The organism is Streptomyces sp. NPDC029292, from assembly GCF_055569295.1.
This window is the reverse complement of record NZ_JBVHXR010000027.1, coordinates 59,757-85,137: the sequence shown is the minus strand read 5'-3', so window position 1 is coordinate 85,137 and position 25,381 is coordinate 59,757. Positions and strand designations below refer to the sequence as shown.

The window sequence follows — 25,381 nt, the reverse complement described above, 5'->3', positions numbered from 1 at the left end:
CGGGCGGGACCACGGGTGGCCACGACCACGGCTGCAAGCCCGATGAGCACAAGGGGCATTGGAACAGTGGCTATGGCGGTAAGCACGATAAGCACGATAAGCCCGGCAAGGACGATGGCTACGGCTGTGATCCCGCCTAGCGCGACGATCAGCGCGGCACGGAGCGATTCCCGCGCGTCCTACGGGTTCGCGAAGGCGTAGCCGAACCACGTGATGAGCCCCTCCGGCGGGGTGTCTGCTCGGGGGCAGCCGCCCGCGTGCGTGAGTAGGACGGGCGGCACGCGGCGCGGATCGTCATCGATTCCGTCGCGCGCCGCCGGCGAAAGCTCAGGAGAAGCAGGTGAGAGAAGTCGAGACGGATAGGCCGGATGGGCCCGTACAGGGTGGCGTGGCATCAGCGGATGCAGACGAATCGGACCGGAGCGGCGCTGAGCCGACCGCACAGAACGGGGGCGGAAGACCCCTTGCGTTTCAAGGGCCTGCAGAGCCGCCCGTCGCCCTGAAGGCCGGAGTTCGAGTCGCCGTGGTCCTGTGTCTGGCGACCGCCCTGGCGCACGTGCTCCTGGTATTCCTGCACGTGGCACCGCCGAATCCCATTTCCAGGCAGTACAGCCGGCAGGTCAACGCCTGGGTCTTCCCGTTGTTCGAGCAGAACTGGCGACTCTTCGCCCCGGACCCGGAGTCGGTCAACCGGCAGATTTCGGCAAGGACCATGCGCACGGCCTCGGACGGCACCGTCCAGGTCAGCGGTTGGTTCGATCTGACCGCCGTCGACACAGCCGCAGTGAAACACCAGCCCTTCCCGAGCCACACGGCGCAGAACATGCTGCGCCGGGCCTGGACTTCCTACCTTGAAACGCACGGCGGCGACGACCATCCGCGCTCGCAGCGCGCTCTGATGATCCAGCAATACCTGCGCAACATCGCGGCGGGTCGCGTCGCCGCCCATCGTCACGGCAGATTCGAGTCCATCCAGCTGCGGGTGATCGTCCGGCCCATCGGCGCGCCCGCCGCAGCGGGCGGCCCCCGTCCCGCCGCCGCATCGAAGCCCGCCGACACCCGTTACCTGCCCTGGTGGAAGGTGGCCCCCCATGCAACAGGCTGAGCAGACCTCGGTCGCGGCACCCACGCCGTCGCGACGCCGCACCGAGTGGGCGGCACGCAAGCCGCAGCGAGTGCCTGAACGCATCGGTACGCTTCTCACCCTCCTGCTGGAGCAGCCGGTCTCCCTGTACGCCGCGGCGGTCCTGCGCATCGGGTACGGACTTCTCCACCTCGCCTTCCTGCTGCGCGAGTTTCCGCACCGCGACGAGATCTGGGGCCCCGGCTCACCGTGGACACCCGAGCTGGCGAGGCAACTGTTCGACCAGACGGGGTGGGTCAGCATCCTCACCCTGTCCGACAGCCGGGCGTATTTCGAGGCCTGTTACGTGCTGGCCGTCGTCACGTCCGCACTGTTCTTGCTGGGCTGGCGGACCAGAGCGGTGTCCGTGCTGTTCGCGGTCGTCGTCGCGTCGTTCCACGCCAGGGCGATCTACATGACCGACGGAGGAGACAACCTCATCCTCCTCATGGCCGTATACCTCGTCTTCACCGCATGCGGCCGACGCTGGTCCCTGGATGCGCGCAGAACCCAGCTCCAAGCATGCGCGGGCCCTACGTCGAGCATGCCGGTGGACCGGGGAGCGGGTGGACTCCGGCATCAACTCCGTTCTTCCCGCCGGACCCTGACGGCCGTGCTGCACAACTGCGGAATGTTCGTCATCGCGGCACAGGTCTGCTTCCTCTACGGGTCCGCGGGTCTGTACAAGGTGCAGGGCGGCTCCTGGGGCAACGGGACTGCCCTCCACTACGTCCTGAACCTCGACCTGTTCCGGCCCTGGCCCGAGCTCTCCCTCATGGCGGACGAGCACGACATGCTGATCGTCATCGCCTGCTACATGACGGTGCTGCTTCAGGTCGCCTTCCCGTTCGTCCTGTTCGGAAGGCTCAAATACCCGGTCCTGACCATGCTGTTGGGCATGCATCTGGGGATCGCCGTACTCATGGGACTGCCCCTCTTCTCCGGCGCGATGATCGTCGCGGACGCCGTGTTCCTGCCGGACCGCTTCTACCGGACTGCCGGCCGGCTGTGGCGGCGCGCAGTCCGGCGGACGGACATCAGGGACGCAGGGTCTCCGGGCCACGGAGAATCCGCACTCCTGCCGTCGCAGCCCGTGGCGTCAAGCCCGCACGCCGTAGCCGCCGGCAGGGGACGGCGGGCGTGACCGGCCCGGCCCAGCTGTTCCGGTTGCTTGCTCGGGATGGGTGAAAGGCGTTCTGAACCAGGGCGGAGCGGCGAACACCTACATGCGCAGCAGCCGTTGTGTGATCTCCCGGTACTGCCTCAGTGCGTGCCGGAGTTCGTCCGACGGTGTTTCGGGAGCCTGGTCCTGCCAGCCCGCGTGGAGGACACGCCGCCGTTCCGCGAGGGTGCTCACGACATGGGCGGTGGCTTCGTCGAATGCGCCCTCGGCCTCTTCCAGCGCCTGACGCGGGCTGTCGGCGAAGGTGTTGAGGGCGTGCTGGAGGCGCTGGGCGAGCTTGTCCCGTTCGTCCGACGGGAGCAGCGGCTCCGGGCCCGGGGTGCGGCGTTCAGCACGGCCGGTGATGCGGTCCGGGGGCTGCTGGGCGCGTGTCTGGTCGTACATCATCGTGTGCCACTTCCCTGTGCGTCGTGCCGGCCGGGCGCGTATCGGTGATCGCTGCCTGCCATCCCCCAACACCGCGTGCAGCATTCCGCGTTGATGCCTGCCGGGTGGTGCCCACATGACGTGGCCACCACCCGGGGCTGTCACGGTCACCGCCTGAAAGCGTGCCTGGCCTTCTCGCCGGCCTGCTTCAGGTTGCCGGAGACCCGTTCGACCCTGCCCTGGCGCTCCAGTTTCCTGTTGCGGGTGGCCCGGCCGAAGGCTTCGGTGATCCTTCCCTTGATTTCCTGCGTCTTGTTCTTGACCGTTCGTCCCATGCTCATGGTCGGCCTCGTCGTTGAAGGTGGATTACCTGTGGCTGCGGCCGGAGCGGCGACTGCCGCCGCCGTGGCCCCGCTTGGTGAAGCCGACGATCCAGCAGATCAGCAGGACGGCCGCGGCCCACCAAAGGATCTGCGTCGTGAAGCCGAACCCGAACACCACCAGGATCAGCAGAAGGAGAAGAATCCATAACATCGCCGAACCTCCAGATCGCGCGGATTTCCTGATTCCGCGGGGTCCAGGCGAAACGGGAAGGTGGAATGCTTCGCCCGAATGATTCGGAGTGGCATGGCCCTACGCCGTGCTGTCAGTCAACGCCTGGCCATCTCTCGTGTCAACGTGATGTCGACATAGGGGAGTTCTGGGGGTTGGGCAGAGGCCCCTGAGGCGAATGGAGCGTGGTGGGCAGCGGATCGTCGTGGCCATCCATACCGGACCGTGCGCGCTTGCGTCGCACGGTATCTGCACCCTTCGGGCAGGACTACGCTGTGGGGTGAGGCCCCAGTCCCCGGCATCGATGCTGTGTTCCGCTCCGGGGAGGCCCGCCGTGTTCGTTCTGCTTCTCATCCTGATCGTGGTCTTGTTCGGCTTCGGCTTCCTCAGTCCTGTCTGGTGGGTGGTCGCGGCCGTCCTGGTCTTCGCAGCCACCCGCCACGGCCGCGGTGGTGGAGGCCGGGGCCGTGGCGGCGGGTCCGACTTCGGTGACTACCAGGACTACCGGGACCGCCGGGAGCGTCAGGACCGCTGGGATCGTCGCTACAGCCGTCAGCACCGAGCGCGCTGGAACCGCGAGGACCGGCGGGACCGCGAGCGCCGCGGGTGACCGATGAATCGGCCGGGCGGTCACGACCGGCCGTGAGGCTCACGCCGAGCAGCCGACAGCCAGGTCTTCCAGGAGGGATGGGCCATGGCAGTCGCAGCGCGCGCATATCCCTTGTGCTGCCAGTTACTTGGGCTTACCGACCCTTCCGCGGGGCCCGGTCGACAACCTGACCGGCCCCGTGCCCAGCTTCGCTCCCAGACGGTCCCGTCCGATCGTTCAGGCGAAGGCGTGGTCACCAGCCCGTCAGCAGCAGGTGATTGAGGAGCAGGGCGAGAACGGCCTGCGCGGCGAGCCAGGCACGGGGCCGGGGGAGGAACGCGCACGCCGCCAGCAGCCACATCGCGAACGGCAGCCAGATGCGCTCCGTCTCCGCCTTGCTCATGCCGGAGAGGTCGGCGGCGAGCAGGGCGAGCAGGGCGGCCAGTACGAGCAGGGCGAGCCGGGGTGCGGGGACGGGCGTGCGGAGGCAGCCGCGGACGCCCTTGCGTACCGGGGCCGCGCAGGTCCGGCGCAGGCCCGCCACCGTCGCCGGGCCCACGATCAGCGCCGTACACGCGAGGTTCGCCCACACCCAGTAGCCGTACGGCCGGACTCCACCCACCCCTTCGTAGTAGCGGGTGACCAGCAGCCGGTACGCCTCCCACCAGTTGAAGCCGAGAAGCGTGAACACCAGGGGCACGACGGCGAGTCCGGCGATGACATAGGGGAGTGGGCGGAGCCTTCGCGACCCGAGCAGCAGCACGGCACCGGCGATCACCGCCATCAGCGTCAGCCCGTACGAGAGATACGCGGTCAGGCCGAAGAGGAGCCCGGAGGCGAGGCCGGTCGCCCACGGCCGGCGTCCCGTGACCGCGAGGGCGAGGAACGCGACGGCCCAGGCGGCGATCCCCGTGAAGTAGCCGTCCGCGGAGGTGCCCATCCACACGGCGGCCGGGGCGAGGACGAGGAAAGGGGCGGCGCGGCGGGCGAGAGCCTCCCCGCACAGCACTCGTACGGTGACGAGCACCGCGGCCGCCGCCGTCGCGCCGACGGCGACGCACCAGACGCCCGCCCAGGCCCCGCCGCCCAGCCCGATCCGGTCGAGGAGGACGAAGGTGAGGGTGGCCGCGGGGGGATGTCCGGCGACGTGCGCGGGCCAGTGGCCGGGGGAGTGGATCAGGATGTGGTGGGTGAAGTCCCGCAGCGTGCCGGGGATGTCGTGGAAGCGGTCGATGACCTGGAGGTACTCGTAGGGGGTGGTGAGGCGCCGTGCCACGCCCCGCTGCCAGCCGTCGACCAGCGCCAGGGAGAACGTCCACGCCGTCGCCGTGCCCCACGCGACGCAGAGCAGCGCGCGCCAGGGCAGCCGGGCGGCGAGGGCGGGACCGTACGCGACGACGACGGCGGCCACCACGAGCGCGGCCGGGGTGCCGGGACCGACATGCGGTTCCCAGCGGGCGTACAGCGGAGGCCAGCTCACATGCAGCGTGCCGTCGTGGTGCTCGATCGCGGTGCCGACCAGTACGGCCGCCGTGACGAGCGCCGCTGCGGCCAGGACCGCGTACAGGTCGCGGAGAAGATCGCGGGAACGATCGTGGGGAAGTTCGTGGGCAAGATCGTGGGAACGATCGTGGGGAAGATCGCGGTTCACACCGGCACGTTAGGCCGAGGGCCGCCCGACGGCGCCGCCGCAGGGGTGGATGTCAGAGTTTCGTCATGGTTCGCGGACCCGTTCGGGGGGTGTCCCCGGCCTACGGTCGGGGCATGCCACGGTCTCCCTCCTCCCCGGCGTTCTGGCGCAGCCCGCTGCGTGGCCCCTGGTTCACCTCCGTGCTCGGCGTCGTGCTGCTCGGCGGGATCACGGTGCTGTTTGTGACGGGTCTCGTCTCGTACGCCGCCTACAACCCGGACCTGTCGCCGGTGAACGACATGACCCCGGACAAGGGTCTGCTCGGCTTCTACCTCTTCTCCTGGCCGACCGATCCTCCCTGGCTGTACCGCCTCACGCAGGGCGTCCACGTCACGCTCGGCATCGCGCTGATCCCCGTACTGCTGGCGAAGCTGTGGTCGGTCGTACCGAAGCTGTTCGCACTGCCGCCCGCCCGGTCCCTCGCGCACGCGCTGGAACGGATCTCGCTGCTCCTGCTGGTCGGGGGCGGGCTGTTCGAGTTCGTCACGGGCGTGCTGAACATCCAGCTCGACTACATCTTCCCCGGCTCCTTCTATCCGCTGCACTTCTACGGGGCGTGGGTGTTCTTCGCCGCGTTCGTGGCGCACGCCGTGCTGCGGGTTCCGGCGGCCTTCCGCAATCTGCGGCAACTGCAAGAGGAAACGGGCGAGTTGGTGTCACCGGACCCCGCCGAACCCACCGTCTCGCGGCGCGGGGCGCTGGGGCTGGTCGGCGGCGGTTCGCTGCTCCTGTTCGGTACGACGGTGGGGCACAGCTTCGACGGGCCGCTGCGGGAGACGGCCGTGCTGACCCCGCACGGTGGCCCCGAACCGGGCTCAGGACCCGCCGGGTTCCAGATCAACAAGACGGCCGCGTCGCGTGGCATCAGTGCGACGGAGACGAGCGAGGAGGCGTGGCGACTGGTCGTCGAGGGACGCGGTCGGACGCTCCGGCTCAGCCGTTCCCAACTGCTGCAACTCCCCTTGTACAGCGCCGCGTTGCCCATCGCCTGCGTGGAGGGCTGGTCGACCTCCGACCAGTGGTGGCGCGGGGTGCGGCTGCGGGACCTGGCGGCGTTCGTCGGGTACGAGGACGGGGCGGCGCCCGATGTACTGGTGGAGTCGATCCAGCGGCACGGGGCGTTCCGCCGGGCGGCTCTGCGCGACAACCAGGTGCGCGACCCGCGCTCCCTGCTCGCCCTGTTCGTCAACGGCGAGCCCCTGACCCCCGATCACGGCTACCCGGCGCGCATCATCGTCCCCGCGGCGCCCGGCGTGCTCAACACCAAGTGGGTGGCCCGGATGACGTTCGGAGAGCTGTGATGCGACGACCGTACGGGAAGTACCTCGGCAGTCCGCTGCAACTCCTCCTGTTTGCCTGCTCGTTCGCGCTCGCCGGGTACGCGGGGGTGCGGCTGCTCGCGGACGACTGGTTCGGGGTGGCGCTGTGGTTCGTGGGCGCGGCGGTGGTGCACGACCTGGTGCTGGTGCCGTTGTACGCGGGGGCGGACCAGGCGCTCACGCGGGGGCTTGGCGCGGTCGGCCGCCGGGAGTGGACGGTCTTCGTGCGCGTCCCGGCGGCGCTCTCCTGTCTTCTGCTGCTGGTGTGGTTTCCGCTGATCAGCGGGCAGGTGGCGGACCACTACCGGTCTGCGACCGGCCTCTCCGGCGAGGGGTTCCTGTCCCGCTGGCTGCTGATCACGGCGGTGCTGTTCGGGGGCTCGGCGCTGCTCCTTCTGCTGCGGTCGATGCGGTCGCGGCCGTCGCTGCGGTCACCGCGGTCGCCGTGGCCGCTTCGGTTGCGCAGGGCGACGAAGGAACGGCCGCCGGCCGACCACTGACCGTCCGGGCGCCAGCCCGCCCGCGCCGCGTACCGGAGCAGGGCCGGGGTGCCGAGGCGGGCCCAGGGGAAGGCCGGCCCGGCGGCGCCGCCAGGGGCGTCGGTGGCGCGCACGACATGGACGCTGACGCGTTCGTCGACATCGGCGTCGGCGTCGGCGTCGACGTCCGGGACGGTCTCGGCTATCAACAGCCCGCCGGGTGCGACGAGTTGGGACACCCGTCGCAGCAGGGCGGCCGGGTCGCCGCCGATGCCGAGGTTGCCGTCGACGAGAAGGGCCGTGCCCCAGCGGCCTTCCCCGGGGAGCGGCTCGAAGACGGACCGGCGCAGCGCCGGTCCGCCGAGCCGCAGGGTGTGGGCGACGGCGGCCTCGCTGACGTCGATCCCGAGCGCGGTTCGGCCCCCGGCGGCCAGCTCGGCGACGAGCCGTCCTGGCCCGCAGCCCACGTCGAGCACGGCCCCCTCGCAGTGCCCCAGCACCTTCATGTCCACAGCGTCGGCCCGCGCGCACCAGCGTTCCACCTCCAGGGGCAGCAGCCAGCCGTCGGTCCGACGGAGGAAGAGCGGGCCCCGGCCCCTGACCAGGGCATCGGAGTAGGGGTCCGCGGACCAAGAGCTCGGGGTGCCGTCGGCCGGGGCGGTCACGGGGGAGGCCGGGCCGGGCACGGGGCACGCCGGGGCGGGCACCGGGCAGGTTGGGCCGGTCACCCCCGGCGGTGTCATCTCGCGTGCGGTGCTCATCGTCCGGTGGCCGTCCCGAGGCGGCCCAGCTCCGCGGCGAAACGGCCACCGGGAGCGGCCGCGGCGACCGCTTCCGCGTCGGCAGCCGTGTCGACGTCCCGGAGTCGGGGCAGATCACGCACGCGCAGACCCGCGGCCGTGAGGCGGCCCCGCTGCACGGCACCGGTGGCCGGCGTGGACATCGGTACACCCCGCAACAGGTCCGGGTCGGGCTCGGCAAGCCCCAGCGCCCAGAAGCCGCCGTCCTCGGCCGGCCCGAAGTACGCGTCACAGTCGGCGAAGTCCACGGTGAGAAGCTCGGGCGTCACCTGGGGCGTGTCCATGCCGATGAGCAGCGCGGGCCCGTCGCAGCCCGCGAAGGCGGCGGCCAGCCGCTCGTCCAGACCTCCCGCACACTGCGGTACGACGTCGAAGCCGGGCGGCAGCCAGGGGCCCGGCGCTCCGTCGAGCACCAGCACGCGGCGCCGCGCGGGTGTCGCCGCCACCGCCCACAGGGTGTCCACGAGGGCCGCCTCGGCGAGCATCGCCGCTTCCCGGGGCGTGAACGGCGGGGTGAGCCGGGTCTTCACCCGTCCCGGTCGCGGTTCTTTGGCGATGACGAGCAGGGTGCTCACGGGGTGGTTCCTCCCGGGGAAGAAGGCGCGGGGGTACGGGAAGGGGCGGGCGGCTCGGCCAGGACGCGGCGCATGTCCCGTACCGCCTGCCAGGTGCCGCGCCAGGTGCCGGTGACCTTCGAAGCGCCCGTACGCGGGAGGTAGGGCACGTCGTGCTCGGCGATGCGCCAGCCGGCGTCGGCGGCGCGGACGACCATCTGGAGCGGGTAGCCGCTGCGGCGGTCCGTGAGACCGAGGGCGAGCAGCTCTTCGCGGCGGGCGGCACGCAGGGGGCCGAGGTCGTGCAGGCGAACGCCGGTGCGGTGCCGGAGCATCCGCGCCAGCACGAAATTGCCCGCCCGGGCGTGCGCGGGCCACGCCCCCCGGCCGCTCGGGCGCCGCCGCCCGAGCACGAGGTCGGCCCCGCGGTCCCGCACTTCGCTCACGAAGGGTACGAGCAGCGACGGGTCGAGCGAGGCGTCGCAGTCGCAGAAACACACGATGTCCGCGGTGGCGGCGGTCAGCCCGGCGTGGCAGGCGGCGCCGAACCCGCGCCGCGCCTCGCGCACGACGGTCGCGCCGAGGCCGCGGGCCAGTTCCGCCGAGCCGTCCGTGGACCCGTTGTCCACGACCAGCGCGCGCCAGCCGGACGGGATGCGGGCGAGTACCCAGGGGAGGGCCTCGGCCTCGTTCAGACAGGGGAGGACCACGTCGACGGGCGCCGCGTCCGTTTCCGTTGCGGGAGAAGTCGTCACGGCTTTCACCCTACGAACACGAAAGGGAGAAATCGGACTTCGGGTCCTTACGAAACACGGACGTCGAGCCGGGCGCGCGGCACGGAGATGAGGCCGGTGGGAGGCTGGATGGCATGCAGCAGCCGTATGAATCGCCAGGTGCCGGGCCTGCTCCGAGCGGGCACGGTGCCGGACCTGCCCCGACCGGACGCGGGGACGCGACGCGCGTCCTCGTCGTGGACGACGACCCGACCGTGGCCGAGGTCGTCGCGGGCTACTTGGACCGCGCGGGGTACGTCGTGGACCGGGCGGCGGACGGGCCCGCCGCGCTCACCCGCGCCGCCGCGCACTGGCCCGACCTGGTGGTGCTGGACCTGATGCTGCCGGGAATGGACGGCCTGGAGGTGTGCCGCCGTATGCGCGGACGCGGTCCCGTGCCGGTCATCATGCTCACCGCGCGGGGCGACGAGGACGACCGGATCCTGGGCCTGGAGGTGGGCGCCGACGACTACGTCACGAAGCCGTTCAGCCCGCGGGAACTGGTCCTGCGCGTGGAGTCCGTACTGCGCCGCACGCGCCCGTCCGCCGCCGCGCACCCCCTGCGCGCGGCCGGACTCGACGTCGACCCCGCCGCCCGCCGCGCCACCAAGAACGGCAGGGAACTCGCCCTCACCATACGCGAGTTCGACCTCCTCGCCTTCTTCCTCCGCCGTCCCGGCCGCGTCTACAGCCGCGAGGACCTGATGCGCGAGGTCTGGGGGTGGGACTTCGGGGACCTGTCGACGGTCACGGTCCACGTCCGCCGGCTACGGGGGAAGGTCGAGGACGACCCGGCGAGGCCCCGGCTGATCCAGACGGTGTGGGGCGTCGGCTACCGCTTCGACGCCAGGCCTTCCGAGAGGGCGGTCTGACCATGTGCAGTGCCACATGCGGTCCGGCCATGTCCGATGCCACACCCCATGAGCGGGCGGTCTGACCATGCGCGACATGCTGCTCATCGCCCTCTTCGCCTTCCTCGGCGCCGCCGCGGCCGGCCTGCTCGGTGCGGGCGCGCTGTGGCTGATCCGGCGCCGGTCGCTGACCGCGTCCCTCGCCGTGGTCGCCGCCGTGGCCGTCACCGCGATGCTCGCCGGGACGCTGGCCGTGGCGTGGGCGATGTTCCTGTCCTCGCACGACCTCACGGTCGTCACGACGGTCGTCGCGATGGCGGCCGTAGTCTCCCTGGCGACCGCCCTCCTCCTCGGCCGCTGGGTCGTCGCCCGCAGCCGGGCCCTCACCCTGGCCGCCCGCTCCTTCGGCGACGGCGGCGACTTCGCGGCCCCCGACGGCCCGGCGACCGCCGAACTGGCGGCGCTGGGACGCGAGTTGGCGGCGACCAGCGCGAAGCTGGCCGAGTCCCGCGACCGCGAACGCGCCCTGGAGACCTCGCGCCGCGAACTCGTCGCGTGGATCTCGCACGACCTGCGCACCCCGCTCGCGGGACTCAGGGCGATGTCCGAAGCCCTCGAAGACGGCGTGGCCGCCGACCCCGACCGCTACCTCCGCCAGATCCGCACCGAGGTCGAACGCCTCAACGACATGGTCGGCGACCTGTTCGAGCTCTCCCGCATCCACGCCGGGACACTGGCCCTCTCCCCCTCCCGGATCTCCGTGTACGACCTCGTCGGTGACGCCCTCGCGGGTGCGGACCCCCTCGCCCGCGAGCACGGCGTACGGCTGGTCGGCGACCGGATCGAACCGGTTCCGGTGGAGGTCGACGGGAAGGAAATGAGCCGCGTGCTGGGCAACCTGCTCGTCAACGCGATCCGCCGCACGCCCGCCGACGGCACGGTCGCGGTGGCGGCGGAACGCTCGTCCGAGGGGGTCGTCCTGTCCGTCACGGACGGCTGCGGCGGCATCCCCGAAGAAGACCTCCCGCGCGTCTTCGACACCGGCTGGCGCGGTACCCACGCGCGCACCCCTCCCGCCGGAGCGGGCCTGGGCCTCGCGATCGTCCGGGGCATCGTGGAGGCCCACCAGGGCCGGGCCGCCGTGCACAACGTCCCCGGCGGCTGCCGTTTCGAGGTCACGCTCCCCACGGCCGAGGTGTGAGCGGACCCCGGTCCACCGCCATGCGTGCCGGACCCCGGTCCACCGCCATGCGTGCCGGACCCCGGTCCACCGCTATGCGCCGCGCAGCCTCGCCGCCGCGAACTCCCGCATCCCCTCCGCGAACCCGGTCTCGGCCTTCCAGCCCAGCTCGGCCCGCAGTCGCGACGAGTCCGCCGTGATGTGGCGTACGTCCCCCAGGCGGTACTCCCCGGTCACGACGGGTTCGGGCCCGCCGTAGGCGGCGGCCAGCGCCCGCGCCATCTCGCCGACGGTGTGCGGCTCCCCGCTCCCGGCGTTGTAGGCGGTCAGCGCCCCTGCCCGCGGCTCGGCCACCAGCGCCGCCACGTTGGCCGCCGCCACATCCCGTACGTGCACGAAGTCCCGCCGCTGCCCGCCGTCCTCGAAGACACGCGGGGCCTCGCCCCGGGCGAGCGCGGACCGGAAGAAGGAGGCGACGCCCGCGTACGGGGTGTCGCGGGGCATCCCGGGCCCGTACACATTGTGGTAGCGCAGCGACACGGCGGAGCCGCCCGTCGACCGGGCCCAGGCCGCCGCCAGATGCTCCTGGGCCAGCTTGGTCGTCGCGTACACATTCCGGGGGTCGAGCGGAGCGTCCTCGCCGACCAGCCCCGGCGTCAGTTCCTCACCGCACCGCGGGCACCGGGGCTCGAAACGGCCCGCGTCCAGATCGCGTACGGTCCGGGGCCCAGGCCGTACGACCCCGTGCCCCTCACACTCGTACGCCCCCTCGCCGTACACGACCATCGACCCGGCGAGCACGAGCCGCTGTACCCCCGCGTCGGCCATGGCGGCGAGCAGCACCGCCGTACCGAGGTCGTTGCGCGACACGTACTCGACCGCGTCGCCGAACCCCGTCCCCAGCCCCACCATCGCCGCCTGATGGCACACGGCGTCCATGCCAGGCAGCGCGCCGGCGACCGCCTCGGCATCGCGCACGTCCAGCCCGTCGCGCAGGTCGAACACGACCGCCTCGTGCCCTCTCGCGGTCAGCGCCTCGACGACATGGGACCCGATGAACCCGGCTCCGCCGGTGACCAGTACGCGCATACGCGAAACGCTAGAACCACGCGCCCACCGCACCGCAGCACCGCGCCTGTCACGTCACGGGTCCGTAAGACCTGGGCGGACCACGAGCGCCGCCGCGGCCAGGGTCGCGAGCCGCTCGCGAGGCCCGCGACGTGCAGTCCGCGGGCGAAGCCGTCGGCGTAACCCGGGCTCCCGATGTCCGTGCCGGCCTGCGAGGCGATGACCAGTTCGAGGACGGCCACGCCCATGGCGGTCCCCAGCCGGCGGGTGGCGGTGACGCAGGGGCTGACAGCGTCACCGGGCAAACGACCTTCCTATCAGCGGCCCAACGGCCTGACCAGCGGTTCCGCGCAGGTGCTCAGGTTGCTTTCAGGTTCCCGGCAGGCTGTGGCAACTCATGCCCCAGAAGCCCCAAAACAATGGCAAAGGGGTCTGGGAGAGGCGCAGTTCACCGTGTCATCGTGCGGGCCATGACGACAGAGCACCTCCTTGACGACCGGCCCCTCGCACCCTTGCGCAGGTCGGCGATCAAGGTGCCGGAAGTGACCGTCTACTTCTGGATCATCAAGGTATTGACCACGGGCATGGGAGAGACGGCGTCCGACCTGCTGGCCCGTCTGCTCGGCCCGGTGCCGGCGGTGGCTCTCGGCGGTCTCGCCCTGGTGGCTTCCCTGGCCGTCCAGTTCACCGTCCGCCGGTACGTCGCCTGGGTCTACTGGACCGCCATCGTCATGGTCAGCGTGTTCGGCACGATGGCCGCCGACGTACTGCACGTCGGCCTCGGCATCTCCTACATGGTGTCGACCCCGTTCTTCTTCACCGTGTTGGCCGCCGTGTTCGCGCTCTGGTTCGCGAGTGAGCGGACGCTGTCCATCCACAGCATCCACACCCGCCGCCGAGAGACGTTCTACTGGGCTGCCGTCCTCGCCACGTTCGCCCTCGGCACCGCCGCGGGCGATCTCACCGCCACCGTCGGCTTCGGCTACCTCGGGTCGGTCGTCCTGTTCGCGGTCGCGATCTGCGTGCCCGCCCTGGCCCACCGCTGGAGCGGCCTGAACGCGGTGATCGCCTTCTGGTCCGCGTACGTCATCACCCGCCCCCTCGGCGCCTCCCTCGCCGACTGGATGGCGCTCGGCCACAGCCGCGGTGGGCTCGCCCTGGGTCTGGGGCCGGTCACCCTCGCGTGGACGGTCGCCATCGTGGGATTCGTCGGATACCTGGCCGCATCCCAGCGCGACACGCGCGGCGCCGCCGCGGCGTTGAAGGCCGCGGGTGGCTCAGGGCGACTCGGTCGTCGCTCCGGCGGACGGTGAACGGAGTTCGTCGATGTGCTCGCGCCACGCCGCCGATACGCTCGGCGGGATCTTCGTGGTCAGGCCGCCGCTCTTGGTGAACGCGAGCCCCCGGTTGTAGGCGCCGCCGCCGCAGCCGTCGGACTGGAGGGTGAGCCTCACGTCGGCGGACGCGTCGATCTCGGGACTGGTGCTCCCCTTCGGGGTGACCCGGAAGCGCACCGTGCCGCTGTCCGGGTCCACGTCGTCCGGGAGCCCGAGGCTCACGTGCGTGATGGCCTCCTGCCGCAACTCGCCCTTCGCGCACTTGCCCCGCGCGCACAGCTCGTAGGAGGCGCCGGCGAGGTCGCCGTATCCCTCGTGCAGGAACATCAGACCCACGCCGGCCACGACGCCGACCCCGGCGCACGGCGGGGACGTATACGTGCAGGCGGACGCGGCCGCGAGCAGGGCGGCCACGCCGACGAGCACACGCGGTCGAGCCATCCGTCTCACCATTTCCCTCTTGGGCCTGTTGCGCGTGCGCCAGTGATGGACACGTAGGGGCAGACGCCACGGAACGAAGCCATGCCCATCGATACCGAGGCTCAGTTCACGGACGCGTCACCTCGGCCGGCGCCTGCCAGAAGCCGAGCGGGCCGTCGTCGGCCCGCACATGGTCCGTACCTGCCACAGACCCGCTGGTCATGCCAGATGAGATGCGCGGCAGTGGTTGGCTCATTCTTCGTCCGCCATGGCGTCATGCCCATGGCGTGGCTGAACTGTCACGGGGACGACGGGGGTGACGGCCGGCAGCCAGCCCTGCTGCACGGCGCGGACGCCGGCCTCGAAACGGCTGCGGGCGTTGAGTCGTTCCATGAGCCCGGTGGCAATGCGCCGGGCGGTGCGGTGGGAGACACCGAGGCGCTTGGCGATCGCTTCGTCGGTGTGCCCCTCGGCGAGCAGCCGCAGGGCGGCGGCCTCGGAACCGGTGAGCCCCCGGGGATCGCGCGGAACCACGTTCCCGAAGGGCTTGGCGGCGGCCCAGGTGCTCTCGAAGAGCGCGCAGAGCGCGGTGAGGGCGCCGTCCCCGGTGAGCAGGACCGCGCCGGCCGCCGTGTCGTCACTGCGGGTGGGGATGACGGCTGTGGCCCGGTCGACGATGATCATCCGGATGGGCAGGGTCGGCACCGTACGGACCTGGCCACCCTGCGCGGCGAGCCAGTCGACGTACTCCGCGGTGTGGGGACTGTTGCGCACACTGTCGAGGTAGATGGTGCGCAACCGCACTCCACAGCCCAGCAGTTGCTCATTCAGGGGCCGCGCGGCCTCGATGCTCCCCCGGGTGTGCTCGCCGTCCGGGGCGAAGGTCATCACCTCGGTCCGCACCGCGCGGGTGAGGGTGGTCAGCCGGTCCCTGATCTGGTCGAGGCCGGTGAGCTGCTCGACTCCAGGGCCGGGGGTGGAAGACCGCGTGTCGGCGTATTCGGCGATGAGTCGCGCGGCGGCGGCGCGGGATTCCTCGATGCGCTGCTGATGAGCGGCGAGTTCCGCCTGCTGACGGGCGAGCAGGAGTTCCATGCCGACGTCCGGGCTGACCGCCTGGAGTCCGCGGCCCGGCTCGTGCGAAGGGCGCAGCAGGGCGAGTCCGCTGAGCTGGTCCAGAGCGCGTCGGCCGCTCATCTCGGTGATACCCAGCCGCCCGCAAAGAGCCGTCAACCCGTCATCGGGATGCGCCAGCATCGCCCGATAAACGGCTTCGGCATCCGCGTCCAGGCCGAGCAAAGTCAGCATATGAGGCCCCCCTCTTGGACATACGTCGTGATCATCACTCACAAGTAATTGCCCAGGCAATGGCTTTCGGCAGCGAGGACACTTCCGGCCAAGGACCACAATGACCAGGGCCACAGGGTGCTCACAGGTGTGAGGGCTTGGGACGGTGGTCGTATGTATCTCGTCCACGTCCAGTTGAAGGGCCCCCCTGGCCAGGCGCTACCCGAGCGGACGGCACAGCTGGTGCTGACACACGCCGAGCCGCAGGACCGCCTGGAGCACGTCAGCGCGCACCCCGGCGCGAGCCCGCACCCCGTACTCGGTCTCTTTCTCCTCGCCGCCGACCTGGACGAGGCGGAACTGCGCGCCGCTCTGGCGTGCCGGCGCGCGCTCGCGCGGTGTCCGTCGCTGCGCCAGTGGCGGCTGGTCACGGCTCAGGTTCCCCTGATCGCCCCTTTCCTGTGATCGCTGTGATCAGTGCGACCACTGGGAGCGCTGCGACCACTGCGAACCCTGTAGGCCTTGTGAACCCCCTGAGACCCTCGCTGGACCGAATGGGCCAAGGCCCTTTGGGGCCAGTCGAATCCCCTTCCACCCCGGTTGAGCTGCGACGAAGCTAGGCATCGCCAGCAGGGAACACCCCCGGCGGGCACCACCGGCACCGCGTCACCGCGGGACACGGGCCGGTTCCGTCCCTCGTATCCACGCTTCGTCGCCACGCCTCAGGAAGGGCTCTCGCCATGACCAGCATCCGTTTCGCCCAGACCGCCGCGGTCCCCTTCATCTTCATCCTGGACGACATGATCTGGCAGTAGTCCGGAGGCGCGCGCCACGGCTGCACCTGCAGGGCAGCCGTCTGTGCCGGCCCCTTCGCTCAGGGCCTGTCGTTCGGATCACGCCTGGGCCGCGGGGTCTGGCACGCACATCTGCCCCCGCTCACCGGCGCTTTCAGGTGCCGTAGCCCGAAGCCGGCGTGATCCGAACGACAAGCCCTGGCTCCACCTCTCCTCGCTGTCTCCTCCCCGCACTCACTTCCAGGGCTGAGCCCTGCCCACATTCAGGAGTACGACCATGTCCGCACTCGCCAAGAGCACCCGTCGCGCCCTCGTTCTCTTCCCCGCGCTCTCCGCCGTCGCCCTCACCGGCCTTGTGCTGCCGCAGCAGGCTTCGGCCGCCTCGACCCAGGGTGGGGACATCTCCCGCACGGAGGTCATCTCACGTGCCAAGAACTGGTACGACCGCAACGTGCAGTACAGCCAGTCCTCGTACACCAGCGACGTGGACGGCGATCACACCTACAGACAGGACTGCTCCGGCTTCGTCTCGATGGCGTGGCACCTCACCAGCAGCCGCACCACGGCGACGCTCGACGACTCGGCCGTATCCACAACGCTCTCGGACAAGAGAGACCTGCTGCCAGGAGACGCGCTCAACGACGCGTCGGACGGGCACGTCGTTCTCTTCGTGAAGTGGATCGACAAGACGGCGGGAACCTTCAAGTTCTACCAGGAGGCGAACCCCGACATAGACATGGCGTACGGCCAGGCGGACATCGACAGCGGCAACATCGCGGGTCTCCCGTACTACAACTACAAGGCCCTCCGCTACAAGAACATCACCGCCGACGCCCCCGCCACCCCGGCCGCCTCCTGGAAGCTGCAGACCCTGGTCAACACCAGCAGCAACGTCTACCACGCCATCCGCAAGGACGACGGAAGCTGGACCAGCTTCGGCAACGTCGAAGGCCAGAGCGGCAGCATCGGCAACGTCCGGGCCGTCGCGGACGCCGCGGTCAGCGATGACACCCATGTGCTGGCGGTCGGCACCGACGACACCCTCTACCACGCCATCCGCTACGACAACGGCGACTGGTCGCCGTTCCGCAGCGTCGAGCACGTCGCCGGGCAGCTGACCAACATCACCGACATCTCCGCCGTGTCCATCGGCACGGAACTGCACGTCGTGGCCGTATCGAACGGCAAGCTGTACCACACCATCCGGCACGAGGACGGCAGCTGGCAGGACTGGGGCAGCGTCTACTCCCAGACCGGCGACGCGGGTGTTGCGAGCCAGGTGTCCATCGCCTCCGTCGGCGGCGAACTCCAGGTCGCGGTCGTCGTCCCCGGCACCGTGCGGCACGCCATCCGCAGCAGCGACGGCAGCTGGAGCTCCTGGGGCAACGTGGAGGGCAAGGCCGGCGACTCCGGCACCCCGACGGACGTCAGCGTCGCCGGTGTCGACGGCGAGCTCCAGATGATCGTGATCAGCAACTCCGGCGCCAAGCAGGTGCACACCATCCGCCACTCCGACGGCACCTGGGACACCTTCAACAGCCTCTCGGGCGTCCTCGGTTCGGGCCTCACCATCAACTCGGTGGGCGCCGCGAGGGTCGACGGCGAACTCCAGGCCACCTTCGTCACCGATGACGGGAAGCTGCTCCACACCATCCGCCACAGCAGCGGCTCTTGGGACGACGCCAACTCCAAGGCCCTGACCGGAGTCTCCGGCACCATCCTCGGCACCTCGGTGACCGGCAGCCTCTGACACACCATCACCTGAGCGCGCACGCCCCGGCCGGGACCCGGTCGGGGCGTGCGCGGTGGCGTGAACCGGCCCTTTCTTACGGGGTGTTGATCAGGTCGTACGGCGGGACGGTTACCGTGCGGGCGTCCGGCGTACCGCCCAGGACGACCTTGCGCAGCGAGACGTTGTTGCTGAGGCTGGTCTCCTGGAGCCGCTTCTCGGGGTTGGCGATCACCTGGATGTAGTACGTGCCGTTCGGTAGGCCGGTGATGTCGAAGGACTGGCCGGGACGGTACTGGGTGTACGTGTCGCCGGAGCCGACGTCGAGGACCTCACGGACGGATATCGAGTTCTGCTGACCGCAGGCGGTCGACAGGTCGGTGTTGTACGGGTGCCAGTTGGCGTTCTTCACCGTGTAGTCGATCGCGTCGGTGTTGGCCAGGCAGAACGCCTCCTTGCCGCTGCGCACCTGCTTGCTCTGGTCCGCGCTCAGCAGCCGGTAGCTCGCGAAGTCCGTGAAGTGCCAGTGCTCGTGGCCCTCCCGCGGGTCCCACTCCATGGTGCCGCTGGGCGTGTATCCGACCTGCTTGCCGGCGGCGTCGTAGAAGTACTGGTAGGAGTCCATCAGCTCCTTGCCGGGGCTGCGGAAGCCGTCCACGACGAGGGGGGCGGGACCGGCGTTCCAGACGTTGGCACTGAAGGCGAGATAGTCCTTGCCCGGTACGTCCCCGTCCTCGCCGTCGGTGATGGCGATGTCCCAGGCGGGCAGCGAACGCAGGTCCGGCTTGGGCACGTTCGCAGGGACGCCGGCCCGGCCGGTGGGCCGCTTGGTGTGGGGCTTCAGCGCGGGTGCGATGCGAGAGCCGTCGGTGTGCCCGGGGCCGTCACCCAGGTGGTGCGCCATGCCCCGGTCTTCGAGGGCGTGCGACAGGGCGGACGGGGTGGGTGCGTCGGCGCCACGGGGACCGTAGTGGTGGGGCGCGGAGTGCGCGCCATGCCCACCGCTGTGATGTTCGGAGGACGGCGAGGAGGAGGCCATTCCCTCCCCACCTCCGTTGCTGACCTGTCGAACCGTCAGCTTGATGGTCGGCTGATCATTGGGAATGCCGAACAGGTCACGGTACTTCTTCGCGACCGAGACCTTGGCGGTGTACTGGCCCGCCGGCAGGTCCACCGGCTTGTCGTAGTCGACCGTGCTGGAGTTGGACGCCCAGCCCTTCTCGACGCCCCACACCGAGCCCAGCGTGAACGGGTTGGTGGAGCAGCTCTCCGGATACTTCGACGTCGCCGGTGCGTCCGGACGGATCCGGCCGGAGGCGTTGTTCGGGCAGAAGGTCCCCTTGCTCTTCGCCACCTCCGCACCGGCCGCGTTCTTGACGGACACCTGAAGGAAGCCGGGCAGACCGGAGAAGTCCTTCACCAGCCCGGCGGGCAGTGCCTTGGCCCGCGTACTGCTTCCGTTGCGGAAGATCTGCTTGGCGACGACAGGGTCTTTGTACGACTTCCGGGTCACCTTGACCTCGAGCGGCGCACCGTCGACCGTGAGATACGTACCCAGGTCGAGGTAGACCCCGGGCTCCCCCTCCCAGCGGTCGAGCGTCACGGAGTTCGACGCGGCGATCAGCTTGAGCTTCGGCTCCCCGGCCGTGCTGCCAGGGGCCGCCCCGGCCCCTGGAGCGGCCCCGGCCCCGGCGAAAAAGACGGTGAGCGCGGCCCCTGCGGCGAACGCCGAACGCTGTAAGCGACTGCGGTGTTGCTGACTGGTCATCGGTTCCTCGTCTGCGAGTGCCGTGGTCAAGCGGCAGCTGACTGGACAGCCCACGACCGGCCGACGGTACGGGCACGCCCCACGTGCCCGGAGGCCAAATCTGTGAGCATCCTGTGAGACGAGTGAAAGCTGTGCAAGGGTTGCCTGTTGGGGAGGAAAAGGAGGAGGAACGGAGGAGTAAAAGAAGGCCCCACGCCGCCGAATGTGCCGGCTCACGCTCTCAACCGCTGACGCGGACCCCGCGCGTGAACGGCTCGAAGGTGTGGCTGAAGTACCAGGTGTCCTGGGCGATGCCGGAGCAGGAGTTGGCGCCGGCGGTGCCCACGCAGCCGCCGTTGTCGCGCTGGAGGGCCCAGAAGGAGAGCGTGTTGATGCCCTTGGCGACGGCCCACTTCTCCACCGTGACGGCGTCCTGCGTGGTGAAGGTCTCCTCCGGGCCGTAGTCGTCGATGCCGGGCATCTCGGTGACGCCGATCATGTGCCAGAGCTTCGCCGAGCTCTTCCTCGGGTAGAGGGCCGCCAGTTGGTCGTGCAGACCGGCGGCGGCGGTCTCGGTGTCGGCCGCCATGTCGTGGGTGGCGCCGTCCCAGTAGTCGAACGTCATGATGTTGACGACGTCCACGCGCGCGCCGTTGTCGACGGCGTTCTGCAGCAGGGCCACGCCGCTCGGCGCGAGGCCGGTGTTCGTGGTCGGCAGGGTGTAGGAGAACTGCACGCTGCGGCCGGTGTGTTCGGCCCAGCGCTGGACCTTGGCGATGGCCTTGTTGCGGCGGTCGATCCCGGCGGAGTTGTTGATGGAGTCGGCCTCGATGTCGAGGTCGATGCGGGAGACGCCGTACGTCGTGACGAGACTCTCGTACACCTTGGCGATCGAGTCGACGCTGGTGCAGCTGTCGGCCAGTTCGGTGCCGGTGGTGTCGGCGCTGTAGCCGCCGAAGGACGGGATGACGTTGCCGCCGCGCGCCTGCATCGTGGCGATGTCGGCGCCGAAGGTGGCCTTGCCGATCGGCTGGGTGGTCTGGCCGTTCCAGTACGCGGTGCACGAGCCCGCCGCGTCCGTCTGGAGAAACGCCATGGTGAGGTACTTGTTGCCCGACTCGGCGGCGAGCGCGGCCGGGCTCTCACCGGTCCACGCCTCGAAGTAGGGCGCCGCCACATGTGCGGGCATGGGCTTCGCGCGATACGAGGACTCCGGTTGCGCGGCGAACGCGCCACCTCCCCCGAGGGCGACCAGCCCGGCCGACAGGGCGGTCACGGTCATGCAGGACAGCAACGTACGAAGAGGACCAGGTCGTCTCATTGACGCTCCCATGAGGAAAAAGTGCAGGCGGGGACAGCGGGCACACATGCGGGATGTCCGCCCCGGCCGGTACGTGCGGGAGAACTCCCCTCGACCAGGGGCGAACAGCGTCCATAGTTGGACTAGACCAATTATCTGTCAAGGTTCTTTACAGTTAACTGACCTGAGTGGGCAGGGGAGATGGGCGGGTGAAGGCTTGCGGGCCGCTCGGGGAGGGCGCGGGGACGCGGATGCCGGCGCTGGTCAGGACGGGGTGATGTTCTTGTTGAAGCGGAGCAGGTTGTCCGGGTCCCAGGCGGCCTTGACCGCGCGCCCCGGCACGGACAGCCAGGGAAAGCTCGAACTGCTCTCCGTCATAGGACACCAGCAGCTCACTCCCTGAGGGAATGCGCACGCGGGAAGCGGCAGCAGCCCCGAGACCAAGTGACATAGGGAGCAGCAAAAAGGCCCGGGTCGCCACCTGACCGCACCGCCGATCCCGGCATGCCGGTCGGCTGGTCGCAGCTCCGGGCCGGGGGTCTGGAGCTGACGAGTTCCTCACACGTCTCCTTCAGTCTGACGATCATGGCTTCATCAACTCGTCGTCTGTCCGGACGCCTGTGCCTTCGTGTCTCGGCCGGGAATCAACAAGCGACCCCCTCTACAACCCTCGGCGCGAGTCGTCTCGGGATACCGGCCGCCGGCCTGGCCCTGCTCGTCACGCTCACCGGATGTGGCGGAACGGGGCCGGGGGTCAGGCCGGCCGACGACGGCCGGCCGGTGGCCGTAGGTGCGCATGACGGATCGGCCACCGTGTCCGCCGCCCCCGGCACGACCCGGGCCAGGCCCGGGCAGGCGTCCTCGAACAGTGCCGGCCCCGCGCGACTGCCGGGCCTGGGGCCCCGGACGCTGGCCGAGATCCCCGACACCGCACGCCAGGTCGTCCTGGTCACCGGCCAAGGCAAGAACTCCTCGACGTCGCAGGTGGTGTTGTACCGGCGCACCGGCACGGGCTGGGAGCCGGGAGCCACCTGGCCGGCCCACAACGCTCTCAGAGGCTGGACGGACGACCATCACGTCGGCGATCTCCGCTCGCCCATCGGCGTGTTCGCCCTCACCGACGCGGGCGGACTGCTGCCCAACCCCGGCACCAAGCTGCCGTACGACCACGGGCGCGGGTTCACCATCAACGGCACCGGCTTCGAAGGCGAGCCGCTCGCGGGCTCCTTCGACTACGTCGTAGCGATCAACTACAACCACAAGCCCGGAACGACGCCCCTCGACTGGACCCGCCCCCTCGGCGCGGACAAGGGCGGCGGCATCTGGCTGCACGTCGACCACGGCGGCCCCACGCACGCCTGCGTGAGCGTGGCGAAGCAGCACATGAAGGAGCTGCTGCGCACCCTCGACCCCGCCCAGCACCCGGTGATCGTCATGGGCGACGCCGCCTCCCTCAAACGCTGACCGGAGCGGTGGGAGACGAAGAAGAGCGCCCCGTAAACGCCGAGGCGCCCGGTCAAGTACCTAGCAGGAGTGGAACATTGATACGAGAAGCTCGTACCGGCTACCGCCTCGGTCCCGGGAAGCCGTAGGCCGCGGTGCCGACGACCGCGAGGACGAGGGCCGTCCAGGTGCCCGCCGCCGAGCCGGGCGGCAGCAGCGTCCAGGTCGCCACCTGCGTCGGCACACCCGCCGGGGGCGGAGCAGCACATGTACCGCCCTGCGGGTACCCAGCGGATCGCGGGCGTCCGGTCCGGCGCGAGGTCTTGGCCGCCGAGTCCGATCGAGGCTGCCGTCGCCCCCGCGGCCAGGACGAGCGAGGGGCGGCCAGTTGCGGATCACCCGGCCCCTCCCCGCCGTCCCGGGCGAGTGCCCACGCCGCCACGGCGCTGATCACCACCGCGGCGAGGGACGCGGGCACTTGCGGCCCTGGGCGAGCAGCGCCCGGGTCAGCTCCTCGCCCTTCGCGGTGGCGATCATCCCGTCGTCGAAGCCGACGAGAACGGCCTGTGGCGTGATCCCGTGCCGTACGGGGAGCCCCGGAAGCCCCGAAGTTGACTCGTCGCAACCGCACACGGCGGCTGTACGTGCGCTCGTCGCACCTGAGCTGCCGACGGTGCAAGCTCGGGACCGGGGGATGGACGCGCGGGCTGCCATACTCACGCTTCGGCAGCACCCTGCCCCTTCCGACAGTGGTGTGGCGCAGGCCACAGGAACCGCGCCGGGGCGGCGGAGAGTAAAGAGTGTGAGCCATACAGAACCAGCGGAATCGTTGCGTGCGCGCATACGGGCAGGGGACCGTGCGGCGTTCGCCGACCTGTACGACCAGAACGCGCGGGCTGTCTACAACCATGCCCTGCGGCTGACCGGCAACTGGTCGGAGGCCGAGGAGGCGATGTCCGAGACCTTCCTCGCCGCCTGGCGCACCCGGGAGAAGGTGGAGCCGGAGGGCGGCTCACTCAAACCGTGGCTGCTGGGCATCGCCACGCACAAGGCGCACAACGCCAACCGCGGTCTGCGCCGGCGGCTCGCCTTCCTGGCGCGCAGCCCCGAACCCCGCCCGGTCGAGGACTTCGCGGACGAGACGGCCGGCCGGATCGACGACGCCCGCCGCCTCGCGGTGGTCCACGACGCCCTGCGCCAACTGCGACGCCAGGACCGGGAGGTGCTCGCCCTGTGCGTGGCGTCCGGGCTGGACTACCAGCAGGCCGCCGAGGCGCTCGGCATCCCGGTCGGCACCGTGCGGTCGCGGCTCTCGCGCGCCCGGGCGCGACTGGCCCGGCTCAGCTCCGGCCAACTTCGGGGCCTGAAAGCGGAACCGCCGGGCGCCCGCGGAGAGATGGAGAGTGAGGCCGCGTTCGCGGCCCTGTTCCTGCAGGAGGAAACCCGATGAACGCCGACAACCTGCCCCGCGCCGGGTCCGCCCGGAGTGAGGCGGAGGAACTGCTGGCATCGGCCGAATGGGACCTCTCGCCGAGCCGTCATCTCCGTTACAAGGAAGCCCTGATGCAGCAGATCGACCGCGACCACACCCTCTCCACCCAGACGTCCACGGCACCGCGCCGCCGGCTCCCGCGCCCGGTCCTGGTGTTGCCGGCCGTGTCGATGGCCCTGGCCGGGGCGCTGGTCATCACCTTCTCCGGCGGCGGGCACAGCTCCGCCCCGGCGGCCGGATCCACCACCGCACCCGCCAAGGTGAACATCGCCTCCGTCACCCTCGACCGGATCGCCGCCGCGGCCATGGAGACCGACGCGACGCCGGTGAAGGACGGCCAGTTCGTGTACGTCGAGAGCCTGCTCCGTGGGAACACGGGCGACTTCAACGGCCCGGTGCGGCTCGGTGCCCTGCACAAGCAGGAAGTGTGGACCGCGCAGACCCAAGGCCCCGTCACCAGGACCGGCTGGACCCGTGAAACCGGCAAGGACGCCATCATGCCCGGTCAGGAACTGCCCATCGAGTCCACCGATCCCGTCCGAGCGGGCATCGACCACCCCACCTACAAGTGGCTGGCCTCGTTGCCCACCGACCCCGAGGCCCTGCTCAAGCTGGTCTACGCGCAGACCAGGGTGGAGAAGAGTGATTCGAAGGACCAGGCCGTCTTCGGGATGATCGGCGATCTGCTGCGCTCGACGATCATGCCGCCCGCAACCGCCTCCGCTCTCTACAAGGCCGTCGAGAGGATTCCCGGTGTGACCCAGATCCCCGACGCCGTCGACGCCGCCGGCCGGCACGGCATCGGCATCACCCGCGAGGACGCCGGGTCCGCGACCCGGGACGAGTGGATCTTCGACAAGGACACGCTCGCCTACCTCGGCTCGCGGTCGTACATGGCCAAGGACAAGGCCAGGGGCATCACGGCCGACACGCTGTACGGCATCGACGCCGTGATGGAGCGCGCGGTCGTCGACCGTCATGGCGAGGAACCCGCCAAGACCGACGGCTGACCCCGGCTGCGCGGACGGGGTCGCGCGCAGCGGTTCCTCAGCCTGGTCAGGGCGGCGGGATCCTCGAAGTGCCAGGCCCCTGTGTGGTCGGGGGCTGTGCTGGGAGCCACTGGTGCTTGCCGTCAGTGTGATCGCTGTCGCCGTGCCCAGCGCGCCGGCCGTGGGGATCACCGACGCCCAGCGCGCCGGCCGAGCCGGGGTGGGGCGGCAGTGAGATGTGAACGATGTCAACGCCGCCTGGCGACACGTCAGCCTCGGGCACCACCCGCTGGAACAACCCCCACAACTCGTCCGG

The 25,381-nt window shown here is 70.5% G+C and carries 25 protein-coding genes and 1 pseudogene; 12 read left to right on the top strand and 14 right to left on the bottom strand.

The genetic code is table 11. The features are described 5' to 3' along the window. The first annotated feature begins 556 nt into the window (after positions 1–556). Positions 557–1,105, top strand: a complete 549-nt coding sequence (locus ACZ4WS_RS41220; protein WP_467988321.1) for a DUF5819 family protein — start codon at positions 557–559, stop codon at positions 1,103–1,105. After that, positions 1,092–2,267 (top strand): HTTM domain-containing protein, encoded by a 1,176-nt coding sequence (locus tag ACZ4WS_RS41215; RefSeq protein WP_467988320.1) that lies wholly within the window; start codon positions 1,092–1,094, stop codon positions 2,265–2,267. The genes ACZ4WS_RS41220 and ACZ4WS_RS41215 overlap by 14 nt, the downstream gene beginning before the upstream one ends. Before the next feature lie 78 nt (positions 2,268–2,345). Here the strand turns inward: ACZ4WS_RS41215 and ACZ4WS_RS41210 are convergent, their stop codons facing one another. The 3 genes from ACZ4WS_RS41210 to ACZ4WS_RS41200 form a co-directional block, all read right to left on the bottom strand. Further along, a complete protein-coding gene (locus ACZ4WS_RS41210) occupies positions 2,346–2,693 on the bottom strand; it encodes a hypothetical protein (protein WP_467988319.1) in 348 nt (115 codons plus the stop codon). Positions 2,694–2,839: 146 nt separating this feature from the next. Then, positions 2,840–3,013, bottom strand: coding sequence for a CsbD family protein (locus tag ACZ4WS_RS41205; RefSeq protein ID WP_467988318.1), 174 nt, complete (start codon positions 3,011–3,013; stop codon positions 2,840–2,842). A 25-nt stretch (positions 3,014–3,038) separates the two neighbouring features. Then, positions 3,039–3,206 carry a hydrophobic protein gene (locus ACZ4WS_RS41200; protein WP_467750227.1) on the bottom strand — a complete coding sequence of 56 codons (168 nt, stop codon included), beginning with the start codon at positions 3,204–3,206 and terminating at the stop codon, positions 3,039–3,041. A gap of 352 nt (positions 3,207–3,558) precedes the next feature. Between ACZ4WS_RS41200 and ACZ4WS_RS41195 the strand changes: the two genes are divergently transcribed. Further along, positions 3,559–3,834: a hypothetical protein gene (locus tag ACZ4WS_RS41195; protein ID WP_467988317.1), complete on the top strand. Its 276-nt coding sequence runs from the start codon at positions 3,559–3,561 to the stop codon at positions 3,832–3,834. Positions 3,835–4,066: 232 nt separating this feature from the next. Here ACZ4WS_RS41195 and ACZ4WS_RS41190 read toward each other — a convergent pair whose 3' ends face one another. After that, positions 4,067–5,464: a hypothetical protein gene (locus ACZ4WS_RS41190; RefSeq protein WP_467988316.1), complete on the bottom strand. Its 1,398-nt coding sequence runs from the start codon at positions 5,462–5,464 to the stop codon at positions 4,067–4,069. A gap of 113 nt (positions 5,465–5,577) precedes the next feature. On the opposite strand from ACZ4WS_RS41190, the gene ACZ4WS_RS41185 reads away from it, so the two are divergent. Beyond that, complete coding sequence (locus ACZ4WS_RS41185; RefSeq protein ID WP_467988315.1) at positions 5,578–6,804, top strand: molybdopterin-dependent oxidoreductase; 1,227 nt, start codon at positions 5,578–5,580, stop codon at positions 6,802–6,804. A 319-nt stretch (positions 6,805–7,123) separates the two neighbouring features. Here ACZ4WS_RS41185 and ACZ4WS_RS41180 read toward each other — a convergent pair whose 3' ends face one another. From ACZ4WS_RS41180 to ACZ4WS_RS41170, 3 genes are read right to left on the bottom strand one after another with little or no spacing between them, the layout of a single operon-like run. Beyond that, on the bottom strand, positions 7,124–8,062 hold the full coding sequence (locus ACZ4WS_RS41180; RefSeq protein ID WP_467988314.1) for a class I SAM-dependent methyltransferase: 939 nt from the start codon (positions 8,060–8,062) through the stop codon (positions 7,124–7,126). Next, positions 8,059–8,676, bottom strand: a complete 618-nt coding sequence (locus tag ACZ4WS_RS41175) for a TIGR04282 family arsenosugar biosynthesis glycosyltransferase (RefSeq protein WP_467988313.1) — start codon at positions 8,674–8,676, stop codon at positions 8,059–8,061. Before ACZ4WS_RS41175 ends, ACZ4WS_RS41180 begins: the two co-directional genes overlap by 4 nt. Further along, positions 8,673–9,419: a glycosyltransferase family 2 protein gene (locus ACZ4WS_RS41170; RefSeq protein ID WP_467988312.1), complete on the bottom strand. Its 747-nt coding sequence runs from the start codon at positions 9,417–9,419 to the stop codon at positions 8,673–8,675. Before ACZ4WS_RS41170 ends, ACZ4WS_RS41175 begins: the two co-directional genes overlap by 4 nt. 104 nt (positions 9,420–9,523) lie before the next feature. Here ACZ4WS_RS41170 and ACZ4WS_RS41165 point away from each other — a divergent pair, with 104 nt between their 5' ends. Together ACZ4WS_RS41165 and ACZ4WS_RS41160 are read left to right on the top strand one after the other, a co-directional pair. Next, positions 9,524–10,300, top strand: a complete 777-nt coding sequence (locus ACZ4WS_RS41165) for a response regulator transcription factor (RefSeq protein ID WP_467988311.1) — start codon at positions 9,524–9,526, stop codon at positions 10,298–10,300. Between the two features lie 67 nt (positions 10,301–10,367). Then, positions 10,368–11,480 (top strand): sensor histidine kinase, encoded by a 1,113-nt coding sequence (locus ACZ4WS_RS41160; protein WP_467988310.1) that lies wholly within the window; start codon positions 10,368–10,370, stop codon positions 11,478–11,480. Positions 11,481–11,552: 72 nt separating this feature from the next. Here the strand turns inward: ACZ4WS_RS41160 and ACZ4WS_RS41155 are convergent, their stop codons facing one another. Then, a complete protein-coding gene (locus tag ACZ4WS_RS41155; RefSeq protein WP_467988309.1) occupies positions 11,553–12,548 on the bottom strand; it encodes an NAD-dependent epimerase/dehydratase family protein in 996 nt (331 codons plus the stop codon). A 449-nt stretch (positions 12,549–12,997) separates the two neighbouring features. On the opposite strand from ACZ4WS_RS41155, the gene ACZ4WS_RS41150 reads away from it, so the two are divergent. Continuing rightward, positions 12,998–13,840, top strand: coding sequence for a COG4705 family protein (locus tag ACZ4WS_RS41150; RefSeq protein ID WP_467988308.1), 843 nt, complete (start codon positions 12,998–13,000; stop codon positions 13,838–13,840). On the opposite strand, the gene ACZ4WS_RS41145 is transcribed toward ACZ4WS_RS41150, so the two are convergent. After that, positions 13,805–14,305, bottom strand: a complete 501-nt coding sequence (locus ACZ4WS_RS41145; RefSeq protein WP_467988307.1) for a bromodomain-containing protein — start codon at positions 14,303–14,305, stop codon at positions 13,805–13,807. The genes ACZ4WS_RS41150 and ACZ4WS_RS41145 overlap by 36 nt on opposite strands. A 231-nt stretch (positions 14,306–14,536) precedes the next feature. Then, complete coding sequence (locus ACZ4WS_RS41140; protein ID WP_467988306.1) at positions 14,537–15,592, bottom strand: helix-turn-helix domain-containing protein; 1,056 nt, start codon at positions 15,590–15,592, stop codon at positions 14,537–14,539. Positions 15,593–15,745: 153 nt separating this feature from the next. Between ACZ4WS_RS41140 and ACZ4WS_RS41135 the strand changes: the two genes are divergently transcribed. Further along, on the top strand, positions 15,746–16,036 hold the full coding sequence (locus ACZ4WS_RS41135; protein ID WP_467988305.1) for a hypothetical protein: 291 nt from the start codon (positions 15,746–15,748) through the stop codon (positions 16,034–16,036). 606 nt (positions 16,037–16,642) lie between these two features. After that, positions 16,643–18,115, top strand: a complete 1,473-nt coding sequence (locus ACZ4WS_RS41130; RefSeq protein WP_467988304.1) for a PLL family lectin — start codon at positions 16,643–16,645, stop codon at positions 18,113–18,115. A 76-nt stretch (positions 18,116–18,191) separates the two neighbouring features. On the opposite strand, the gene ACZ4WS_RS41125 is transcribed toward ACZ4WS_RS41130, so the two are convergent. From ACZ4WS_RS41125 to ACZ4WS_RS41115, 3 genes and pseudogenes are all read right to left on the bottom strand, one after another. Next, positions 18,192–19,862 (bottom strand): lysyl oxidase family protein, encoded by a 1,671-nt coding sequence (locus ACZ4WS_RS41125; protein ID WP_467988303.1) that lies wholly within the window; start codon positions 19,860–19,862, stop codon positions 18,192–18,194. Between the two features lie 238 nt (positions 19,863–20,100). Next, a pseudogene (locus ACZ4WS_RS41120) lies at positions 20,101–21,162 on the bottom strand (chitinase); the annotation flags it as partial. A gap of 243 nt (positions 21,163–21,405) precedes the next feature. Next, positions 21,406–21,519 carry a BBE domain-containing protein gene (locus ACZ4WS_RS41115; RefSeq protein ID WP_467988302.1) on the bottom strand — a complete coding sequence of 38 codons (114 nt, stop codon included), beginning with the start codon at positions 21,517–21,519 and terminating at the stop codon, positions 21,406–21,408. A 207-nt stretch (positions 21,520–21,726) separates the two neighbouring features. Between ACZ4WS_RS41115 and ACZ4WS_RS41110 the strand changes: the two genes are divergently transcribed. Next, positions 21,727–22,605 (top strand): hypothetical protein, encoded by an 879-nt coding sequence (locus ACZ4WS_RS41110; protein ID WP_467988300.1) that lies wholly within the window; start codon positions 21,727–21,729, stop codon positions 22,603–22,605. A gap of 429 nt (positions 22,606–23,034) precedes the next feature. On the opposite strand, the gene ACZ4WS_RS41105 is transcribed toward ACZ4WS_RS41110, so the two are convergent. Then, a complete protein-coding gene (locus ACZ4WS_RS41105) occupies positions 23,035–23,304 on the bottom strand; it encodes a hypothetical protein (RefSeq protein ID WP_467988299.1) in 270 nt (89 codons plus the stop codon). A gap of 109 nt (positions 23,305–23,413) precedes the next feature. Here ACZ4WS_RS41105 and ACZ4WS_RS41100 point away from each other — a divergent pair, with 109 nt between their 5' ends. Together ACZ4WS_RS41100 and ACZ4WS_RS41095 are read left to right on the top strand one after the other, a co-directional pair. Then, positions 23,414–24,034, top strand: coding sequence for an RNA polymerase sigma factor (locus ACZ4WS_RS41100; protein ID WP_467988298.1), 621 nt, complete (start codon positions 23,414–23,416; stop codon positions 24,032–24,034). Then, positions 24,031–25,086: a CU044_5270 family protein gene (locus tag ACZ4WS_RS41095; protein WP_467988296.1), complete on the top strand. Its 1,056-nt coding sequence runs from the start codon at positions 24,031–24,033 to the stop codon at positions 25,084–25,086. The genes ACZ4WS_RS41100 and ACZ4WS_RS41095 overlap by 4 nt, the downstream gene beginning before the upstream one ends. The last annotated feature ends 295 nt before the right edge of the window (positions 25,087–25,381 follow it).

Coding starts and splice junctions, on each gene's coding strand:
- ACZ4WS_RS41205 (WP_467988318.1), bottom strand. CDS start 3,013: ATGAGCATGGGACGAACGGTCAAGAACAAGACGCAGGAAATCAAGGGA.
- ACZ4WS_RS41155 (WP_467988309.1), bottom strand. CDS start 12,548: ATGCGCGTACTGGTCACCGGCGGAGCCGGGTTCATCGGGTCCCATGTC.
- ACZ4WS_RS41115 (WP_467988302.1), bottom strand. CDS start 21,519: ATGACGGAGAGCAGTTCGAGCTTTCCCTGGCTGTCCGTGCCGGGGCGC.
- ACZ4WS_RS41215 (WP_467988320.1), top strand. CDS start 1,092: ATGCAACAGGCTGAGCAGACCTCGGTCGCGGCACCCACGCCGTCGCGA.
- ACZ4WS_RS41140 (WP_467988306.1), bottom strand. CDS start 15,592: ATGCTGACTTTGCTCGGCCTGGACGCGGATGCCGAAGCCGTTTATCGG.
- ACZ4WS_RS41180 (WP_467988314.1), bottom strand. CDS start 8,062: ATGAGCACCGCACGCGAGATGACACCGCCGGGGGTGACCGGCCCAACC.
- ACZ4WS_RS41110 (WP_467988300.1), top strand. CDS start 21,727: ATGGCTTCATCAACTCGTCGTCTGTCCGGACGCCTGTGCCTTCGTGTC.
- ACZ4WS_RS41200 (WP_467750227.1), bottom strand. CDS start 3,206: ATGTTATGGATTCTTCTCCTTCTGCTGATCCTGGTGGTGTTCGGGTTC.
- ACZ4WS_RS41095 (WP_467988296.1), top strand. CDS start 24,031: ATGAACGCCGACAACCTGCCCCGCGCCGGGTCCGCCCGGAGTGAGGCG.
- ACZ4WS_RS41145 (WP_467988307.1), bottom strand. CDS start 14,305: ATGGCTCGACCGCGTGTGCTCGTCGGCGTGGCCGCCCTGCTCGCGGCC.
- ACZ4WS_RS41165 (WP_467988311.1), top strand. CDS start 9,524: ATGCAGCAGCCGTATGAATCGCCAGGTGCCGGGCCTGCTCCGAGCGGG.
- ACZ4WS_RS41185 (WP_467988315.1), top strand. CDS start 5,578: ATGCCACGGTCTCCCTCCTCCCCGGCGTTCTGGCGCAGCCCGCTGCGT.
- ACZ4WS_RS41125 (WP_467988303.1), bottom strand. CDS start 19,862: ATGACCAGTCAGCAACACCGCAGTCGCTTACAGCGTTCGGCGTTCGCC.
- ACZ4WS_RS41210 (WP_467988319.1), bottom strand. CDS start 2,693: ATGATGTACGACCAGACACGCGCCCAGCAGCCCCCGGACCGCATCACC.
- ACZ4WS_RS41135 (WP_467988305.1), top strand. CDS start 15,746: ATGTATCTCGTCCACGTCCAGTTGAAGGGCCCCCCTGGCCAGGCGCTA.
- ACZ4WS_RS41160 (WP_467988310.1), top strand. CDS start 10,368: ATGCGCGACATGCTGCTCATCGCCCTCTTCGCCTTCCTCGGCGCCGCC.
- ACZ4WS_RS41130 (WP_467988304.1), top strand. CDS start 16,643: ATGTCCGCACTCGCCAAGAGCACCCGTCGCGCCCTCGTTCTCTTCCCC.
- ACZ4WS_RS41150 (WP_467988308.1), top strand. CDS start 12,998: ATGACGACAGAGCACCTCCTTGACGACCGGCCCCTCGCACCCTTGCGC.